Origin of the sequence: Variovorax boronicumulans (genome assembly GCF_029892485.1) — a bacterium.
Lineage (GTDB): Bacteria > Pseudomonadota > Gammaproteobacteria > Burkholderiales > Burkholderiaceae_C > Variovorax > Variovorax boronicumulans_B.
This window is the reverse complement of record NZ_JARXVG010000002.1, coordinates 288,889-307,537: the sequence shown is the minus strand read 5'-3', so window position 1 is coordinate 307,537 and position 18,649 is coordinate 288,889. Positions and strand designations below refer to the sequence as shown.

At 67.4% G+C, this 18,649-nt stretch carries 19 protein-coding genes; 6 read left to right on the top strand and 13 right to left on the bottom strand.

The window, feature by feature from the left end:
* Positions 1–38 precede the first annotated feature (38 nt).
* From M2282_RS06615 to ribD, 11 genes are all read right to left on the bottom strand, one after another.
* The gene (locus M2282_RS06615) at positions 39–1,769 is read right to left on the bottom strand and encodes a peptidoglycan D,D-transpeptidase FtsI family protein (protein ID WP_280807976.1); all 1,731 of its coding nucleotides are present in this window, start codon (positions 1,767–1,769) and stop codon (positions 39–41) included.
* Between the two features lie 106 nt (positions 1,770–1,875).
* Positions 1,876–2,793: a cell envelope integrity protein TolA gene (gene tolA, locus M2282_RS06610; RefSeq protein WP_280807975.1), complete on the bottom strand. Its 918-nt coding sequence runs from the start codon at positions 2,791–2,793 to the stop codon at positions 1,876–1,878.
* A gap of 3 nt (positions 2,794–2,796) precedes the next feature.
* A complete protein-coding gene (locus M2282_RS06605; RefSeq protein ID WP_280807974.1) occupies positions 2,797–3,234 on the bottom strand; it encodes an ExbD/TolR family protein in 438 nt (145 codons plus the stop codon).
* 14 nt (positions 3,235–3,248) lie between these two features.
* A complete protein-coding gene (gene tolQ / locus M2282_RS06600) occupies positions 3,249–3,971 on the bottom strand; it encodes a protein TolQ (protein WP_280807973.1) in 723 nt (240 codons plus the stop codon).
* Positions 3,968–4,426 (bottom strand): tol-pal system-associated acyl-CoA thioesterase, encoded by a 459-nt coding sequence (gene ybgC, locus M2282_RS06595; protein WP_280807972.1) that lies wholly within the window; start codon positions 4,424–4,426, stop codon positions 3,968–3,970. Before ybgC ends, tolQ begins: the two co-directional genes overlap by 4 nt.
* A 61-nt stretch (positions 4,427–4,487) precedes the next feature.
* Positions 4,488–5,684, bottom strand: a complete 1,197-nt coding sequence (locus M2282_RS06590) for a pyridoxal phosphate-dependent aminotransferase (protein WP_280807971.1) — start codon at positions 5,682–5,684, stop codon at positions 4,488–4,490.
* Positions 5,681–6,217, bottom strand: coding sequence for a transcription antitermination factor NusB (gene nusB, locus M2282_RS06585; RefSeq protein ID WP_280807970.1), 537 nt, complete (start codon positions 6,215–6,217; stop codon positions 5,681–5,683). Before nusB ends, M2282_RS06590 begins: the two co-directional genes overlap by 4 nt.
* Positions 6,214–6,675 carry a 6,7-dimethyl-8-ribityllumazine synthase gene (gene ribH, locus M2282_RS06580; RefSeq protein ID WP_280807969.1) on the bottom strand — a complete coding sequence of 154 codons (462 nt, stop codon included), beginning with the start codon at positions 6,673–6,675 and terminating at the stop codon, positions 6,214–6,216. The genes nusB and ribH overlap by 4 nt, the downstream gene beginning before the upstream one ends.
* Positions 6,676–6,681: 6 nt before the next feature.
* Positions 6,682–7,839, bottom strand: coding sequence for a bifunctional 3,4-dihydroxy-2-butanone-4-phosphate synthase/GTP cyclohydrolase II (gene ribBA, locus M2282_RS06575; RefSeq protein WP_280807968.1), 1,158 nt, complete (start codon positions 7,837–7,839; stop codon positions 6,682–6,684).
* Complete coding sequence (locus M2282_RS06570; protein WP_280807967.1) at positions 7,836–8,501, bottom strand: riboflavin synthase; 666 nt, start codon at positions 8,499–8,501, stop codon at positions 7,836–7,838. The genes ribBA and M2282_RS06570 overlap by 4 nt, the downstream gene beginning before the upstream one ends.
* Positions 8,502–8,543: 42 nt before the next feature.
* A complete protein-coding gene (ribD, locus tag M2282_RS06565; RefSeq protein WP_432422872.1) occupies positions 8,544–9,671 on the bottom strand; it encodes a bifunctional diaminohydroxyphosphoribosylaminopyrimidine deaminase/5-amino-6-(5-phosphoribosylamino)uracil reductase RibD in 1,128 nt (375 codons plus the stop codon).
* Between the two features lie 187 nt (positions 9,672–9,858).
* Between ribD and pilV the strand changes: the two genes are divergently transcribed.
* Genes pilV through M2282_RS06535 form a run of 6 tightly spaced genes read left to right on the top strand, consistent with a single transcriptional unit; the run spans position 9,859 to position 16,886 of the window.
* Positions 9,859–10,452: a type IV pilus modification protein PilV gene (gene pilV, locus M2282_RS06560; RefSeq protein ID WP_280807966.1), complete on the top strand. Its 594-nt coding sequence runs from the start codon at positions 9,859–9,861 to the stop codon at positions 10,450–10,452.
* Positions 10,433–11,413: a PilW family protein gene (locus M2282_RS06555; RefSeq protein WP_280807965.1), complete on the top strand. Its 981-nt coding sequence runs from the start codon at positions 10,433–10,435 to the stop codon at positions 11,411–11,413. The genes pilV and M2282_RS06555 overlap by 20 nt, the downstream gene beginning before the upstream one ends.
* Positions 11,410–12,063 (top strand): pilus assembly PilX family protein, encoded by a 654-nt coding sequence (locus M2282_RS06550; RefSeq protein WP_280807964.1) that lies wholly within the window; start codon positions 11,410–11,412, stop codon positions 12,061–12,063. Before M2282_RS06555 ends, M2282_RS06550 begins: the two co-directional genes overlap by 4 nt.
* Before the next feature lie 13 nt (positions 12,064–12,076).
* Positions 12,077–15,919, top strand: a complete 3,843-nt coding sequence (locus M2282_RS06545; RefSeq protein ID WP_280807963.1) for a pilus assembly protein — start codon at positions 12,077–12,079, stop codon at positions 15,917–15,919.
* On the top strand, positions 15,916–16,326 hold the full coding sequence (locus M2282_RS06540) for a type IV pilin protein (protein ID WP_280807962.1): 411 nt from the start codon (positions 15,916–15,918) through the stop codon (positions 16,324–16,326). Before M2282_RS06545 ends, M2282_RS06540 begins: the two co-directional genes overlap by 4 nt.
* On the top strand, positions 16,314–16,886 hold the full coding sequence (locus M2282_RS06535) for a GspH/FimT family pseudopilin (protein WP_280807961.1): 573 nt from the start codon (positions 16,314–16,316) through the stop codon (positions 16,884–16,886). Before M2282_RS06540 ends, M2282_RS06535 begins: the two co-directional genes overlap by 13 nt.
* Positions 16,887–16,906: 20 nt before the next feature.
* Here the strand turns inward: M2282_RS06535 and nrdR are convergent, their stop codons facing one another.
* Entirely contained in the window at positions 16,907–17,350 is a 444-nt protein-coding gene (gene nrdR, locus M2282_RS06530) for a transcriptional regulator NrdR (protein ID WP_013541926.1), read from the bottom strand.
* Positions 17,351–17,368: 18 nt separating this feature from the next.
* Positions 17,369–18,613 carry a serine hydroxymethyltransferase gene (glyA, locus tag M2282_RS06525; protein WP_280807960.1) on the bottom strand — a complete coding sequence of 415 codons (1,245 nt, stop codon included), beginning with the start codon at positions 18,611–18,613 and terminating at the stop codon, positions 17,369–17,371.
* Positions 18,614–18,649 lie beyond the last annotated feature (36 nt).

Below are 18,649 nucleotides of genomic sequence, written 5' to 3'. Positions count from 1 at the left end.
CAGACGATCCTAAACGAGCGAGGTGAATCAATGAGCCATCAGTGCGCCATGGAGGCCACCGGCAGGTCGGGCAGCACGTTCAGGATGCGCAGCGTCTGCTGCACCACCTGGCTGAACACCGGTGCCGCGACCAGGCCCCCGAAGTACTTGCCCGCGCCGGGCTCGTCGATCATCACCGCGACGATGATGCGGGGCTTGTCGATAGGCGACATGCCGGTGTACCAGGCGCGGTACTTGTTGCTCGCATAGCCCTTGCCGACCTGCTTGTGCGCGGTGCCGGTCTTGCCGCCGACCGAGTAGCCCTCGGTCTGCGCGAGCGGCGCGGTGCCCCCGGGCGCGGCCGCCATGTGCATCATCTTGCGCACCTCGCTCGCGACCTGCGGAGAGAACACCTGCACACCGGGCGGTTCGGTGCTGGTGCTCTTCAAAAGGCCCACCGGAATGACCTCGCCGTTGTGCGCGAAGGCCGTGTAGGCGTGTGCGATCTGGAACAGCGATGCCGAGAGGCCGTAGCCGTACGACATGGTGGCCTGCTCGATCGGCCGCCACGATTTCCAGGGCCGCAAGCGCCCGGTCACCGCGCCGGGGAAGGGCGTCTGCGGCTTCTGGCCCAGGCCGAGTGCGGTGAACGAGTCCCACATTTCCTGCGCCGTCATGCGCTGCGAGATCTTGGTGGCGCCCACGTTGCTCGATTTCTGGATCACGCCCTGCACCGTGAGCACGCCGAAGTTCTCGTCGTCGTGGATCGTCGCGCCCGTGACGGTGATGCGGCCGGGGTTGGTGTCGATGATCGTCTGCGGCGTCACGCGCCCGAGCTGCAGCGCGGTGGCGATGGTGATCGGCTTCATCGTCGAGCCGGGCTCGAACACGTCGGTCATCGCGCGGTTGCGCAGCTGTTCGCCGGTGAGATTGCGGCGGTCGTTCGGGTCGTAGCTCGGGTAGTTGGCCATGGCGAGCAGCTCGCCCGTTTCGGCATCGACCACCACCACGCTGCCGGCCCGGGCCTTGTTGGCGACCACGGCATCGCGGATCTTCTCGTAGGCCACGAACTGCACCCGGTCGTCGATGCTCAGCTGGATGTCATGGCCGTCGGTGGGCGGCACCTGGTCCTCGGTGTCCTCGACGATGTGGCCGAGGCGGTCCTTGATGACGTGGCGGGAGCCCGCCTTGCCGGCCAGCTCGCTGTTGAAGGCGAGTTCGACGCCTTCCTGCCCGATGTCCTCCACGTTGGTGAAGCCCGCCAGGTGCGCGGCCGCCTCGCCCTCGGGGTACTGGCGCCGGTAGTCCCTGCGCAAATAGAGGCCCTTGATGCCGAGTTCGGCGACCTGCTTGCCGACGGCGGTGTCGACCTGGCGCTTGATCCAGACGAAGGTCTTGTCCTCGTCCTCGAGCTTCTTGTCGAACTCCTTCTGCGGCATGCCGAGCAGCTTGGCGGCCTGCCTGAGCTTGGCCTGCACCGCGGGGTCGTCGCGCTCGATGTCCTCGGGAATGGCCCAGATGCTGGGCGCCGGGATGTCGGAGGCGAGGATCAGCCCGTTGCGGTCGAGGATGCGCCCGCGGTTCGCGGGCAGCTCCAGCGTGCGCTGGTAGCGCACCTCGCCCTGGTGCTGGAAGAAGTCGTGGTTGAAGACCTGCACGTAGGCGGCCCGGCCGGCCAGCAGCACGAAGCCGAAGGCGATGCTGGCCACGATGAGCTTGCTGCGCCAGACGGGTGTCGGGCTCGCCAAGAGCGGACTGCTGCCGTAGCGGATTCGGCCGTTGGGATTCATCTTCTTGTGCGGGCGCGGAGCCCGGCTGTTGTTGTGCGCGGGTAGACAGCGCGGCAACAGCGGAGTTCCGGGCGGCCCGAGAAAGGGCGCCCGGAACCGGTGCAAATCAGCGCTTGGGCCGGAGCGACACGATCAGCGACGGGAAGATGCGCCCGTCGGTGTCGCGCGGCAGCTTGTCGGTCTTGCGCAGGCCGCGCTCGGCCGCTTCGTCCCAGGAGGGCAGGCCGCTGGAGCGCGTGAGCTTCACGCCGACGATGGTGCCGTCCGGTGCGAGGTTCACCTCGAATTCGGCGGCGGGATTGCCGTTCACCGTGTCGGCATCGGGGAAGGTGATGTTGGGGCGCACCGCGGCGGCGATGCGTCCGGCATAGCCGCTCGACGGACCCGAAGACCGCAGTGCCGTGCCCTTCGAATCGTCGGCACCGCTCGCGCCCGCCAGACCCTGCATGCGCTTGAGCGTGGCAGCACGGTCGGCGGCGGCCTGCTTGGCGGCGGCCTCGGCCTTCTTGGCTTCGGCTTGCTTGGCCTCCGCTTCCTGCTGCTTCTTCTGGTCGGCGAGCTTCTGCTGCTGTTCCTTCTTGCGCTGGGCCTCGTCTTCGGCGCGCTGTTTGGCTTCGAGCTCTTTCTTCTTTTGCTGTTGCTGTTGCTCCAGCTCGCGCTCTTTCTGTTCCTTCTGCTCCTTGAGCTTCTTCTCGCGCTCCAGGGCAATGTCAGGGGCCTTGGGTGCAGGCGCGGGCTCGGGGGCCTTGGCTGCAGGAGGCGGCGGCGGCGTGGGAGCAGGCGGAGGCGGTGCGGGAGCGGGCGTCGGCGCCTCCGGTGCGGACAGGCGCGGCGCGGCCTGCTGCACCGTGGACGACCACAGCTCCGCATCGACGGCGCCTTCGTCGGCGTCGCTGCGCCAGCGCACCCCCCACGTCAGCGCCGCGATCAGCAGCGCATGCGCGATGAGGGCGAGCACCACGGCGCGCGGCGTGCCGCGCTGAGGGGGCGGCGCGAACTCGGGGCGGTCCAGTGCGAGCGACATGCCTTATTTGCCGCCCGTGGTCGTGACCGACAGGCCCACGCGCTCGATACCGCTGCGCTTGAGTTGGTTCATCGCCTTCACGACGGTTTCGTACTTCACCGTCTTGTCGGCGCTGATGACCACCGGGCGCTGGGCATCGCCGCCCTGCGCCTGCTTGGCCGCTGCGCCGATCTGCGTCATGGGGATCGAGGTGCCGCCGGTGCCGGTGGACGGGTCTTTCTTGATCTGCACTTCGTCGTCGCTCTTGATGACGATCTCGATGGGCTTGTCGGGCTGCTTGTTGGCGCGGTCGACCGAGGGCAGGTTGATCACGCTCGGCGTGATGAGCGGCGCGGTGACCATGAAGATGATCAGCAGCACCAGCATCACGTCGATGAACGGGACCATGTTGATCTCGTTGATCGTGCGGCGTCCTCGGCCCCGGGATGAAACGGCGGGCATGCGCTGCTACCCGTTCAACGGTTGGCCGGAGCCACCGACCCTGCAGCCGTGCTCGCGCCCGGATTGGCCGAGAGGTTGCGCTGCAGGATGTTGGAGAACTCCTCGATGTAGGTCTCGAGGGCGATGGCGATCTTGTCGATCTCGCGGGCGAAGCGGTTGTAGCCGACCACCGCGGGAATCGCCGCGAAGAGGCCGATGGCCGTGGCCACCAGCGCTTCGGCGATGCCGGGCGCCACGGTGGCCAGCGTCACCTGCGCGAGGGCTGCGAGGCCGGTGAAGGCGTGCATGATCCCCCAGACCGTGCCGAAGAGGCCCACGTAAGGCGACACCGAACCGACGGTGGCGAGGAACGAGAGATTCTGTTCGGCCGCATCGAGCTCGCGCTGGAAGCTCGCGCGCATCGCGCGGCGGGCGCCGTCCAGCAGCGTGGCGGGGTCGCTCACATGGCGCTCGCGCAGCTTCTGGTATTCGCGCATGCCGGAGGCGAAGATGCGCTCCATGGGCCCTGCGAACTTGGCGTTCTGCGCGGCAGAGGCGAACAGCTCGTTGAGGCTGGTGCCCGACCAGAACTCGCGCTCGAAGTCGTCGTTGAGGGTGCGCATGCGCCGCAGCGCGAAGTACTTGCGGATGATCGCGGCCCAGCTGGCAATCGAGACGATCACGAGCAGCAGCACGACCATTTGCACCACGAAACTGGCGTGGAGCAGGAGGTTGATGATGGAAAGATCTTGGTTCATGGCTTGAAAGGTTGAGTCATGGAGCCGCCGTGGCGCTCGAGGGTTCCCGAAACCTGGGGCGGTATGCGTGCGGGGCGCAATGTGGCGGCGTCCACCCACCCGATGCGGATCGTGCCTTCGCACAGCAAGACCGGTTCCGGCGCGCCGGTTCGCTCTTGCTCTGTTTTTGATAGCACTTGCTGTTTGATTATCAATGACGCGCTGCCCAATTGTTGAGCCTCGGCGGTCACCAGCAGTTCGTCGTCCAGGCGCGAGGGCCGATGGTATTTGAGCTGCGTTTCGCTCACCACGAACTGGCCGCCGGTTTCCTCGCGCAGCCTGCGCTGCTCGACGCCCATGGAGCGCAGCCACTCGGTGCGCCCACGCTCCATGAACTTCAGGTAGTTGGCATAGAACACGATGCCGCCGGCATCGGTGTCTTCCCAATACACGCGGATCGGAAACGCGTAGCTCATCGGCATGCCTCCGTGCTTCGCACTGCGGCGCGAGCTTGCTTGGGGCGGCCCGGCACTGCGCTCATTGCACCCGGTTCTCGGCCATCGCCCGCAAGCGCTCGACGGCTTCCTTCAGATGCTCCATCGAGCTCGCGGTGGAGAAGCGCACGAACTTCGCCGTCTCTGCTGTGCCGAAGTCGCGGCCGGGTGTGACCGCAACGTGAGCGCGCTTCATGGTCTCGAAGGCGAAGTCCCAGCTGCCCGAAATGCCGAGCTTCTCGGCAAAACTCGTGCAATCGGCCCAGGCGTAGAAGGCGCCATCGGGCACTACGGGCACGTTCAGGCCCAGCGCATTGAGCTGCGGAATGAACCAGTCGCGGCGCGCCTTGAACTCGGCGCGGCGGCGCTCGTACTCGGCGATGCTCTCGGCCTCGAAGCAGGCGAGCGCCGCGTACTGCGACACCGTGCTCGCGCAGATGAAGAGATTCTGCGCGAGGCGCTCGACCACCGGCACCAGCGCTTCGGGCACCACCAGCCAGCCCAGGCGCCAGCCGGTCATGTTGAAGTACTTGCTGAAGCTGTTGATGCTGATGACGTTGTCGTCGATGGCCAGCGCCGTCTGCCCGAAGGCGTCGTCGTAGGACAGGCCCAGGTAGATCTCGTCGATCAGCGTGATGCCGCCGCGCGCGGACACGACCTCGTGGATGCGACGCAGCTCGTCGGGCGCGATCGAGGTGCCGGTCGGGTTGGACGGCGAGGCGAGCAGCACGCCGCGCGTCTTGTCGGTCCAGGCGGCCTCGACCTTGGCGGCGGTGAGCTGGAAGCGCTCTTCGGCGGTGGTCGGGACGAGCACCGCCTTGCCGTCCGCGGCACTGACGAAGTGGCGGTTGCAGGGGTAGCTCGGGTCAGGCAGCAGAATCTCGTCGCCCGATTCGATCAGCGCGAGGCAGGCCAGCTGCAACGCGGCCGAGGCGCCGGCCGTCACCACGATGCGACGGGCGGGCACGTCGACGTTGAAGCGCTCCCGGTACCAGCCGCTGATGCGCTCACGCAAATGGTCGAGGCCGGTGGCCTGGGTGTACTGCGTGGCACCGGCGCGCACGGCGCGAAGGGCGGCTTCCTGCACCAGCGGCGGCGCGGTGAAATCGGGCTCGCCGATGTTCAGGAAGATCATCGGCCGGTCGGTGTGCGCCACCTCGCGAGCCAGCACTCCGGCGGCCTTCGCCACCTCCATCACATAAAAGGGCTCGATGCGCTGCGCGCGCGTCGAAATCCTCATGCCTTGGCCTTGCCCGAAGCCCGATCGGCTTCCACTTCAAGCGGTCGCAACTGAGGCGCCAGGCCGTTGAGTACCGCGTTCACATACTTGTGGCCGTCGGTGCCGCCGAATTCCTTGGCGAGCTCGATGCACTCGTTGAGCACCACGCGCCACGGCACATCGGGGCAGTTCTGGAATTCGTACACGCCGATCCACATCACCGCGTGCTCGATGGGTGAGATTTCCTCGAACTTGCGATCGAGCAGCGGGAGGATCAGCGCATCGAGCTGCCCGGCGTTGTCGATCGAGCCGTGCAGCAGCGCGTCGTAGTGCGCGGCGTCGGCCTTGTGGAAGCCCGCGAGGTCGCGCGTGAAGTGGTCGATGTCGGTCGGGTCGTTGCGGCCCACCAGGTGCTGGTAGAGCGCCTGCAGCGCGAACTCGCGTGCGCGGCTGCGGTTGGACTTGGCCGAAGCCTTGCGTGCGCCGGTGCTGGTGAGCCCCGTGCGCGACTGGCGGGGCTTGGCGCCGCCTGCCTTGGTGGTGTCTTCGGTCATGAAAGGGTGGCCAGCAGTTGCGCCATCTCGACGGCGACCTGGGCTGCATCGCGGCCCTTGTCGGTCTGCCGTGCGACGGCCTGCTCGAGGTTTTCGGTGGTGAGGATCGCGTTGGCGATGGGAAGGCGGTAGTCCAGCGCGATGCGGCTCACGCTCGCGCCCGATTCGTTGGCCACCAGTTCGAAGTGGTAGGTCTCGCCACGGATGATGCAGCCCAGCGCCACGAGCGCGTGGTAACCGCCGCGCTCGGCCAGCGCCTGCAGCGCCACGGGCACTTCGAGGGCGCCGGGAACCTGCACATGATGGATGTCGGCTGCAGCTACGCCCAGCGCTTCGAGTTCGGCGAGGCAGGCCGCAGCCAGCGCGTCGGTGATGTCGGCGTTGAAGCGCGCCTGCACGATGCCGATGCGCAGTCCCTTGCCGTTGAGCTTGGTCTCGCCCTTGTTTGAACCTTGCATGGTCGTTCAGTCTTTCGTGAGGTAGCCGGCGATTTCGAGGCCGTAGCCCGCTGCCATGCTCGGCATGCGACGCGGCGTGCCCAGCAGGTTCATCTTGTGGACGCCGCATTCGCGCAGGATCTGCGCGCCGATGCCGTAGCTGCGCAGGTCCATGCGGCCGCGCTCGGGCGCTTGCGCCGGACGTGCGGTGCCGTCGAATTGCGCGAGCAGCTCGCCGGCGGTTTCGCCGCAGTTCAGGAGCACGGCCACGCCCTTGCCCTCGGTCGCGATGTGCGAGAGGCTGGCGTCCAGGCTCCAGGAATGCAGCGAGCGGTTGATTTCGAGCGCATCGAGCACCGAGAGCGGCTCGTGCACGCGCACCGACACCGTGTCTTCGGGCGCCCACTTGCCGCGCACCAGCGCCAGGTGCACGCCGCGGCTGGGCTTGTCGATGAAGGCGTGGGCGGTGAAGGCGCCCCAGGCCGTTTGAATCTCGCGGCAGCCGACCTTCTCGACCAGCGATTCGACGCGGCTCCGGTGCTCGATGAGTGCGGCGATGGTGCCGATCTTGAGGCCGTGCTCGGCCGCGAAGATCTGCAGGTCGGGCAGGCGCGCCATCGTGCCGTCTTCGTTCATCACTTCGCAGATCACCGAGGCGGGCGAGCAGCCGGCCATGGCGGCGAGGTCGCAGCCGGCTTCGGTATGGCCGGCGCGCATCAGCACGCCGCCGTCCACCGCCTGCAGCGGGAAGATGTGGCCCGGCTGCACCAGGTCGGCCGCCACGGCGTTGGGCGCGACGGCCGCCTGCACGGTGCGGGCGCGGTCGGCGGCCGAGATGCCGGTGGTGACGCCTTCGGCCGCCTCGATCGACACCGTGAAGGCCGTCGAATGCTTGGCGCCGTTGCGCTGGACCATCGGCGGCAGCTGCAGCCGCTCGCACATTTCGCGCGAGAGCGTGAGGCAGATGAGGCCGCGCGCATGGCGGGCCATGAAGTTGATGGATTCCGGCGTGATGTGGTCGGCCGCGATGACGATGTCGCCTTCGTTCTCGCGGTCTTCCTCGTCGACCAGGATCACCATGCGGCCCGCGGCCAGATCGGCCACGATTTCCTCTACGGAAGAGATCGGTGCGGGGGCGCGCGCGGCGCTGGGGGCGGCACCGATCGGCGTGACGGAGGCATTCATTCGGCGGTGTCCTTGGAATACGTGGCGGTCTGCGGGACCAGCACGCCGGCCTGGAGCATGCGCTCCACGTAGCGCGCCACGGTATCGATTTCGAGATTGACCTTCGAGGCGGCTTTCAGGCCGCCGAGGGAGGTGTTGTCCACGGTGTGCGGGATCAGGTTGATGCTGATCTCGGCGCCGCCGTCGATGTCTTTCACGCTGTTGACGGTGAGGCTCACGCCGTTGATGGTGATCGAGCCCTTGTAGGCAAGAAAGCGGGCGAGGGCGGGCGGCGCGACCACGCGCAGCTCCCAGCTTTCGCCGACCGGCTCGAAGAAGCTCACCGTGCCGATGCCGTCCACATGGCCCGAGACGATGTGGCCGCCGAGGCGGTCGCTGGCGCGCAGCGCCTTCTCGAGGTTGATGCGGCTGCCTTCGTCGGTGAGGCCCGCAGTCTTGTCAAGGGATTCGGCGGAGATGTCGATGGTGAACTGCTGTCGCTCTGGGGCGAGCGTGGTGACGGTCATGCAGGCGCCGTTCAGCGCGATGCTGTCGCCCAGCCCGACGTCGTCGAGATAGCCGTCAGGCACCGCAATGCTGAGTCTTTTGCCGTAGGAGGAGGAGGTGCCGAGGTCGTGGATGGCGGCGATGCGCCCCACGCCGGTGATGATTCCGGTGAACATCCGCACATTTTCGCAGAGAACGTGAAGGGTTCGGGCTAAACGCTAGAACCTGTCTCTTCTCGCCACCCGGGCCAGCACGCGCAGGTCGGGGCCGAGCATATCCACGGACCTGAATTCCAGGGGAAGAACGCCCGACAGCGAGGTGAGCGGACCGCCCGCATGGAGGTGGCTTGCGATGTCGAGGCCGGTGCCGATCAGCTTGGGGGCCACGTACATCAGCAGCTCGTCGACGCAGCTTTCGCGCAGCATCGATCCATTGAGCTTGTGGCCCGATTCGACGTGCAATTCGTTGACGCCGCGCGCTGCCAAGTCTTTCAGCATGGCACCCAGATCGACCTTGCCATCGCCATTGGCCAGGCAGGTGACGGTGGCGCCGCGGGCTTCCAGCGCGGCGGCCTTGGCCTCGTCCCGGACGGCTGCGTAGATCCACACGGGGCGGCCTGCTATGAATATGTGAGCGTCGGGCGGCGTTTGAAGGCGGCTGTCGACCACGACGAGGTGCGGCTGGCGAGGTGTTTCGACCAGGCGCACATCGAGGCGCGGGTTGTCTTCGAGCACCGTGCCGACGCCGGTCAGCACGGCGCTCGCGCGGGCGCGCCAGGCATGGCCGTCGGTGCGGGCGGGCGCGGAGGTGATCCATTGGCTCACGCCGTTTTCGAGGCCCGTCTTGCCGTCGAGCGAGGCCGCCACCTTGAGCCGCACCCACGGGTTCTTGCGGACCATGCGGCTGAAGAAACCGATGTTGAGTTCGCGCGATTCAGCGGCGCCGGGGCCGACCTCGACCTCGACACCCGCCGCACGCAGCCGCTCGAAGCCCTGGCCTGCGACCAGCGGGTTCGGGTCGGCCAACGACGCCACGACCCGCCCGATACCCGCCGCAATCAGCGCATCGCAGCAAGGCCCGGTGCGGCCGTGGTGCGAGCAGGGCTCCAGCGTGACGTAAGCCGTCGCGCCTTCGACCGAGTGCCCCTGCGCCGCCGCGTCGCGCAACGCCATCACCTCGGCATGCGGACCGCCGGCCTTCTGCGTGTGCCCCTGGCCCAGCACGCGCCCATCGGCATCGCACAGCACGCAGCCGACGCGCGGGTTCGGATCGGTCAGCAACAGCGCGTCGGAGGCCAGGCGCAAGGCCGTCGCCATGTGCTGCGCATCTTGTTCGTGGGGGAGCATGGGACGGGAAGGGATAGGGCGGGTGAGGCCGGGAAAAATTTAACACCGGTGCCGTTCGATCATACGAGCGGCATGCCAATGCGGATGAACGGCGCGCGCGCCATTCCAAGCGGCCTCTACGCTCGAAGCTCGATGGCGGGAATAAAGAAGCAACACAAGTTGCAGCAGATCAGGGAGGACATCGAACATGGCTTCAACGAAGCATCGGGCCGCGGGCTTTTCGCTCGTGGAGGTATTGGTTTCCATCGTCGTCCTGAGCGTGGGCCTGCTCGGCACGGTCGGCATGCTGCTGGCGTCGGTGCGCACCAGCAACGAGTCGGCAACATTCACGGCTGCGCTCAATCTGGCGCGCGAATTGTCGGAGAAGGCGCGCATGAACAAGGGCGTTGCCGCGCGCAACGACGCCGGCAACGCCTACCTTGTCGAGGACTGGCGTGCCGATGCCGCTTCTGGCGCTGCTTCTGCTGTCACGGCGTGCGTGGGACGCGACGCAGCCTGCAGCACGGCAGACCTCGCGGCATGGGACATGAGCGAGTGGAAGCGCCGTATCGCCAGGGCATTGCCCGATGCGCGCCTCAGCGTGTGCTTCGACGAAGCCCCCTGGAATGCGGCGGCGGACGAATACACATGGGCGTGCAGCAAGACGGGCCGCACCGTGGTCGTGAAGCTCGGCTGGACGCCTCGTGCCGGCATTGGCGCGAAGGCGCAACCCTCCTCGGCGCCGCGCCTGGTGATGCAACTGGTCGCAGGGCAGGTGCACGATGGTCAAGCCGGTTCCTGAGTTCGCGGGCCGCACGGTCCACCTGCGCCAGCGCGGCGTGACGCTGGTCGAACTGATGGTCGCAACCGCCGTTGCGCTGGTGGTGGTGCTTGCCGCCACCGCTGCGTTCATTGCCAGCCAGCGGCTGTTTGCGGCCGATGCCGACGCGCAGGCAACAGAGGAGTCGCTGAGGTTCGCGAGCTTCGTCGTCAGGAGCGTCGTGCGGCAGGCGGGCTATTCCGACTACGCGCCCGATCACCAGGGCTTCGAAGGCATCGCAGGCAGCACACCCATGAAGGTGCCGTCGAACGACCCCGCTGACCTCGACATCGTGGGCGCGAGCGACACCCGCGTCAGCGGCATCGGCGAGAGCCACGGGGCGCATGGCAGCCGCGGCATCAACGCGAGCGATTCGCTTCGCGTCCGCTTCTTCGGCCGCAGCCGTGCTGGTGGCAAGGGCACCGAGCCCGACGGCACGATGATCGATTGCATGGGCTTCGCCCAGCCCGGACCGGCAGCGGACACGCCCACCTCCGAGGACCGCGCCTGGAGCTTTTTCTATGTCGCCGAGGCCGCGGACAAGGAGCCCGAGCTCTACTGCAAATACCGCAGCGCAAAAGGCGGCGCGTTCAGGGCCCAACCGCTGGCGCGGGGCATCGAGGTGTTCAAGGTCGTCTACGGCCATGACGCCGATGGCGACGGCGTTCCCGAGCACTGGCTCGACGCCGCACAGCTCGAAGCCATCGCCGCCTCCGCGGACAAGGTCGCCGACGAATGGCGAAAGGTGGTCGGATTGCGCATCGGCATGGTCGCGCGCAGTGCGCACGCCCGGGGTGGGCGCCATGAGGCGGAAGAGGTGTTCTATCCGCTGGGCACCGATTTCTCGGCGCTGAATTTCAGGCCGCCGCCCGATGGCAGGCTGCGGCGCGTGATGACCTTCACGGTCATGCTGCGCAACGCGATGAAGGGCCCGGCATCGTGAGCCCGTGCCGTCGTTCGCCGCAGCGGGGCTTCTCGCTGATCGTCGTGCTGCTGCTTCTGGTCGTGTCCACCGTGCTGGGTGTCGCCGCGGCGCAGGTCTCGCTGGTCACCGAACGCAGCGCCCGCAACGACCGTGATACCGAGGTGGCATTCCAGGCGGCCGAGGCCGCGCTGGTCGACGCCGAAACCGATGTGCTCGGGCCCAACGAGGACGCACGGCAGCGCCTTTGTCTTTTCAGTCGCCGGGACGTGACGGCCTTCGTCGAGGGATGCGGTGGCGCCGGCGACCGGCAGGGGCTGTGTGCGCCTGTCGAACCGGGCGCCGAGCCGGCGTGGAGCACCGCCGATCTCTCGGCCGCCGGGGGCAAGTCGGTCGCCTACGGCAGTTTCACAGGCCAGACCTACTTCAGCGGCAACGCCGCCACCGGTCGCCGCGCTGGCGCGCTGCCGGCCCGCGCGCCGCGCTACATCGTGGAAGCCGTTCGCAGCCGCGGCGGCTGGCAGGCCGACATGCTGCAGAGCGCAAGCGCCGAGGGCGCCAGCTACATGTTTCGCGTCACCGCCGTCGGCTATGGCATGCGCGAAGAGACACAGGTCGTCCTGCAGACCACCTTGTACAAACCGGCCGCCAGCCCTGGCTGCCCTTCCTGAAGACTGGACCTGCATGCGCTTCCTCCGAATTTGCGCGCTGGTGGCCTGCGCCGCCGCCTGCGCCCATGCCGCGATGGCGGCCAATCCGCCCGATGCGGTACTTCCGAGCGAGCCGATGTTTTCACTGGCATCGCGCACCGAGCCCGGGCTGGTGATCGATCTTTCGCTGAAGCGGGCGAACGCAGGCGCGGCCTACCGCGACAACTTCGACGCGAAGAAGAGCTACGGCGGCTACTGGGACCCGATGGCTTGCTACAGCTACGCGGCGGGGGACGGCCATTTCAAGCGAGTGGCCACGGCAACGAAGCGGGACAGTGGAGAAGCCGCCTGCACGAAGCAGTGGAGCGGCAATCTGCTGAACTGGGCGGTGTCGTCTTCCCTCGACGGCGTGCGCCTCGCCTTGACGGGCGGCGACCGCGTGGTCGACGAACCGGGCCGTACGGTGCTGCAGCGCGCAATGCTGCCGGAAGACTTTCATCGCAGCGCCCACTTTCCGGCCAAGGCCGTGACCGGCAACCTGGACAGACTCACGCCGCTCGTCACAGGTGCGGGCGGCGGGATGCTCGCAACCGACACGCTGCATTTCAGCAACTGCCTCGACCGCTTTTCTGCAGGACCTGCCGCAGCTGGCACTTGTGCGGACCCGGGCGGCAGGCGTTTCCTTGCGCGCGTCGAGGTGTGCACGGCGGCCGAAGCGGCTGCGCGGCCCACACTTTGCGCGAGGTACCCGGACGGCAACTTCAAACCCGTGGGTGCGATCCAGCGCCACGCCGGGCAGATGAAGTTTTCCGTCTTCGGCTACCTGCCGGGCGACGACCCTTCGCGCTACGGCGGTGTCCTGATCGCACCGATGAAGCACGTCGGACCGAAGAAGGTCAACGAGGGCTTCGACACGGTGGACAACCCGCAGGCGGAGTGGGATGCGACCACCGGGGTGTTCAAGGCCGACGCGATGGAAGGTGGGAGCGTCGTCAACGCCATCAACCGCTTCGGGCGCAGCAGCACCGGGCAGGGTGCCTACAGCCTGTTCGATCCGGTGGGCGAGCTCTACTACGAATCGCTGCGCTACCTGCAGGGCAAGGCGCCCACGCCCGATGCCGTGGCCGGCACAGGGAGCCGCCGGAGCAACGCGGATCCCATCGCCGCCAGCTGCCAACGAAACAGCATCCTGGTGATCGGCGATGCCGAGACCCACTACGACCGCTCATTGCCCGGCATGTCCAGGGCGGACTCCGGCGGCGACTTCGACCGCAGCTTCAACAACGCAGCCCTCGAGCCCGACACCGCCTACTGGACGGGCCTGGTCGGCGCCTTCGAGAACAGGGAGGCGCTTTCCTACACCCATCCTTCGGGAAAGGCGGGCCTCACCACCCATGGCAACGAGGGGCCGCGGGCGTTCAACTACAAGGGCGGCGCGCCGTTGACGTCGACCCACATCGCGGCCATGGAAACCGGGGCCGACAAGGGGGCGTTCGCAATGGCCGGGCTCGCCTACTGGGCCCGCACGCAGAAGATCCGCAGCGACCATCCCGGCCTGCGCGTGCAGACCTTCGCCATCGACATGGCGCACGGCGGTGCAATGGGCATCGGGCAGAAGCAACGCGGCAGCGTCTTCTACCTGGCTGCGAAGTACGGCGGCTTTGCCGACAGCAACGACGACGGCAACCCGTTCCGTGCATCGGGTGGCGGTTCGGAGTGGGCCGAAGGCCTCGATGCCGACAGCCAGCCCAAGCCCGCCAACTACTTCCTGGCTGGCGAACCGCTGCAGATGAGCGCAGCCATCCGCTGGGCCTTTCTGCGCGCCTCGGCACCTACGGGCGGCGTCGCGGTGGGCGGGGCCATTTCGTCGGACGCGATCGCGAAGGCCGGGGCGAACCTCTATGTGCCGCAGTTCGACGGGCGGCGCTGGTCGGGCACGCTGCTGTCGTATCCGCTCGGCGTCGATGCGGCGACCGGCTCGGTGCAGCGCGCCGACAAGCCCGACTGGGATGCCGGTGAACTGCTGACCGGCAACAGCAACGCAACGCCGCCCGTGGCCGCGCGCGATGTCGCGAGCAGGCGCATCTTCACGCTCTCGACCGCCGGCATCGGCACGCCGTTCCAATGGGAGGCGCTCGACAGCGGGCTGCGCGGCTGGCTGAACGCGACGCCATATGTCCAGCCCGAAGCCTCCGACGGTCTGGGTGCCGAACGGCTGGCCTATCTGCGCGGGGACCGGCGCAGGGAGCTGTCCGCGCCGCAGGGCATCTTCCGCGTGCGCGACTCGGTCATGGGCGACGTGACCAATTCGAACCCGGTGCATGTGGGGCCGCCCAACCCCGCGATCCGGGAGGCGGGCTACGGCAGCTTCATGGCCACGCACCGCGGCCGGGCGCATGCGGTGTACGTCGGCGCCAACGACGGCATGCTGCACGCCTTCGACGCCCGCACCGGGAACGAACTCTTCGCCTACGTGCCGCGCATCATGTTCGCGCGGCTGGCTGCCTACACCTCGCCCGACTACGTCCACCGCAGCTACGTCGACGGGACGCCCGCCACCGGCGAGGCCCGGATGGCGAGCGGTGCATGGAAGACCGTGCTGGTTTCCGGCAGCGGCGGCGGAGCGAGTGGGGTTTTCGCGCTCGACGTGACCGACCCCGCAGCGTTCTCGGCCGACAAGGTGCTGTGGGAGTTCAACGGCGCCTACGACGACGACATGGGCCACGTGACCCAGGCGCCACGCATCATGAAGTTCCGCACCGCGGCGGCCACGAGAAACCGGGCGGCGACCTATGGCTGGTTCGCCGTCGTTCCGTCGGGCTTCAACAACGCCAATCCCGACAAGAAGGCGGCACTGTTCCTGCTCTCGCTGGACAAGGCCCCAGGGGAAGCCTGGAAGCAGAACGCCAACTACTACAAGATCGTCCTGCCAGCCCCGGCAGACACAACCCTCGTCAATGCCTTGAGCACCCCGGGCGACTACGCAGCACCGGACGGCTCCACGCGCTTCCTCTATGCAGGCGACACGCTGGGCAATCTGTGGAAGTTCGATTTCACGGGCAACGCACCGTGGGGCGCCAAGACATTGGCGCTGAATCGCGAGCCCCTGATGGTCGCCATGGCGGGCGATGGCGTGGATGCGAAGCGGCAGCCGATCACCGTCGCGCCGGAGGTCGGCCTGGGGCCGGCGGGCGGCGCGATCGTGCTCTTCGGCACGGGAAAGTTCGTGAGCGCCGAAGATCTCGGCCGTTCGAGCCGTGGGGTGCAGACCGTCTACGGCGTGTACGACAACGGCGTGGCCATTCCTGCGGGCGAGGCGCGCACGCAGCTCCAGCCTCGCAAGGCCGAGCCCGGGGCCGAGGGCGGATTTCCGCCGATCGGCGGCAACGCCTTCGTCTACGGCGCATTCGACGGCAAGACGGGCGCGCGGCGCGGCTGGTACTTCGACCTGCCGGCGGGGCCCGGACAGGGCGAGCGGCTGGTCTTCAAGCCGGTGCTGAGCGACGGCCGGTTGTTCTTCAATACGCTGATTCCCGATTCCAGCACATGCAGTGTGGACGGCGGCGGCCGCAGCTGCGCAGTGAATGCGATGACGGGGCTTTCGCAGGGCGGTGCCTGCACGTCGTCGAGCGTTGGCATGCTCGGCGCGCCGCATGTGGTGCAACTGGGCGTCGCCGGTTTCGGCGCGGCCGATGCATTCGGACGCCGGCCGGAAACCAGGCGCGTGGGCATCGTCAACATCGGCGCACGCAGCGGTCAGGGTGGTCGGGGCGCCGGCATCTCGACCGCGCAGCCTGTGGGTGACGGCAAGGTGGTCCAGACCGGCGGGCGCCTGAACTGGCGCCAGGTCGTCGACTACCGGAGGGAGAAACCATGAGGGCCCGGGTGCTTCGCGGGTTCACGCTGGTCGAGGTGATGATCGTGCTCGCGATCGTCTCGATCCTCGCCGCGATCTCCTATCCCTCGTACATGGATTTCGTGCGCAAGGGATGGCGCAGCGAGGGGCGCTCCGCGCTGATGCAGCAGATGCAGGAGCAGGAACGCCTCTATACCCGGGTGGGGCGCTACAAGCCCTACGAGGGTGACTCGGGAGAGGGTGGCGCGGGCGGCAAATACACCCTCAAGAGCGGCAATTGCCAGGGGAGGGAAAGCCTCGACAGCTGCATCCGCCTGACGGCCACGCTGAAGGCGGGCTTCTCCGACCCGCAGGCAGGCAACCTCTGGGTGGACAGCACCGGCGGCAAAGGCTGCGATGGAGCGCAGCCGCACAGATGCTGGCAATGAAGTGCGTCGAAGCCCGGACATCGTCCGGGTTCACATTGGTTGAACTGATGGTCGTCGTGGCCATCCTGGCGGTGCTGGGCGCCATCGGTGTGCCGAGCTTTCGCGACATGCTGCTCAACCAGCGTCTCGCAACTGCCGCGCAGGGCTTCGGAGCGGCATTGAGCTTCGCGCGCATGGAGGCCATCCAGCGCGCGCAGGGCGTGGAAGTGATCGCGCTCGCGGGCGGCGACTGGTCCGAGGGCTGGGTCGTTCGAACCTGGACCAACGATGTGTACCGGACGCTGCGGCGCTTCGATCGATTGCCGCAAGGTGTGAGCATCGACACGACGCTCGGCGGCGGCTTTGCGCAAGGCCTGCGCTACGACGGCAACGGCTTTTCGCGCCAGACCGCTAAGGCGAGTTTCAGCGCGGGCTGCCTCACGCTGAAGGCCGAGACGGGGCGCAGGGCGTCGATCATCGTCTCGGCATCGGGCCGGGCGAAAGTCTGCAATCCGGATGTGAGCGGCGATTGCGGCCTGGGGGCATGCGGCAGGGGCGAGAAGGAAGAAGGCGGCACCTGACTGAGCACCCTTGCGCAGGTTCAGATGTCCCGCAGCAGCTGCCTGAACTCGTCCACATCCTCGAAGCTGCGATACACCGAGGCAAAGCGCACATAGGCCACCTTGTCCAGACGCTTGAGTTCGCGCATCACGAGTTCACCGACCTTGGTCGAATCGATTTCGCGCAGGCCGCTGGCCAGGAGCTTCTGCTCGATGCGCAGGAGGGCGGTGTCGATCTGCTCGATGCTCACGGGGCGCTTGCGCAGCGCCAGCATCATCGAGGCGCGCACCTTGCTGGAGTCGAAGTCGGCACGGCTGCCGTCCTTCTTCACGACCACCGGGAAGTTGACGTCCGGCCGCTCGTAGGTGGTGAAGCGCTTGTCGCAGGCGCTGCATTGGCGGCGCCTGCGCACGAAGTCGGCGTCTTCCGAAACGCGGGTCTCGACGACCTGCGTTTCGAGATGACCGCAAAAAGGGCATTTCATGCGGTCAGGCCGTGCAGATCAGCGATAGACCGGGAAGCGGCTCGTCAGCGCGTGCACCTTGGCGCGCACCGCGTCGATGTTCGCCGCGTCGCGCGGGTTCTCGAGCACGTCGGCGACCAGGTTCGCGGTGATGCGGGCCTCTTCGTCCTTGAAGCCGCGGGTGGTCATGGCGGGGGTGCCGATGCGCACGCCGCTGGTGACCATCGGCTTTTCGGGGTCGTTGGGGATCGCGTTCTTGTTGATCGTCATGTGGGCGCTGCCCAGCACGGCTTCGGCTTCCTTGCCGGTGATGCCCTTGGAGCGCAGGTCGACCAGCATCACGTGGCTTTCGGTGCGTCCGCTCACGATGCGCAGGCCGCGCTGGGTGAGGGTGTCGGCGACGATCTGGGCGTTCTTGACCACCTGTTGCTGGTAGGCCTTGAACTCCGGCGCCATCGCTTCCTTGAACGCGACGGCCTTGGCGGCGATCACGTGCATCAGCGGGCCGCCTTGCAGGCCCGGGAAGATCGCGCTGTTGATCGCTTTTTCGTGCTGCGACTTCATCAGGATGATGCCGCCGCGCGGGCCGCGCAGGCTCTTGTGGGTGGTCGAGGTGACGATGTCGGCGTGCGGCACCGGGTTGGGGTACACGCCCGCGGCCACGAGGCCGGCGTAGTGGGCGATGTCGACCATGAAGATCGCGCCCACGTCCTTGGCCACCTTGGCGAAGCGCTCGAAGTCGATGTGCAGCGAGTAGGCCGAGGCGCCCGCGATGATCAGCTTGGGCATGTGCTCATGCGCCTTGCGTTCCATCGCGTCGTAGTCGATGGCTTCGTTGGCGTCCAGGCCGTAGCTCACCACGTTGAACCACTTGCCGCTCATGTTCAAGGGCATGCCGTGGGTCAGGTGGCCGCCTTCGGCCAGGCTCATGCCCATGATGGTGTCGCCGGGCTTCAGGAAGGCGAGCATCACGGCTTCGTTGGCCGAGGCGCCGCAATGCGGCTGCACGTTGGCGGCATCGGCACCGAAGATCTGCTTGACGCGGTCGATGGCCAGTTGCTCGGCCACGTCCACGTGCTCGCAGCCGCCGTAGTAGCGCTTGCCCGGGTAGCCTTCGGCGTACTTGTTGGTGAGCTGCGAACCCTGGGCGGCCATGACGGCAGGCGAGGCGTAGTTCTCGCTGGCGATCAGCTCGATGTGGTGTTCCTGGCGCGCGTTTTCGGCTTGAATCGCGGCCCAGATCTCGGGATCGGTCTGTTCGACCAGGATATTGCGTTGGTACATGGCAGTCCTTTGAAGACGAGGTCCTTGTTCTTCAAC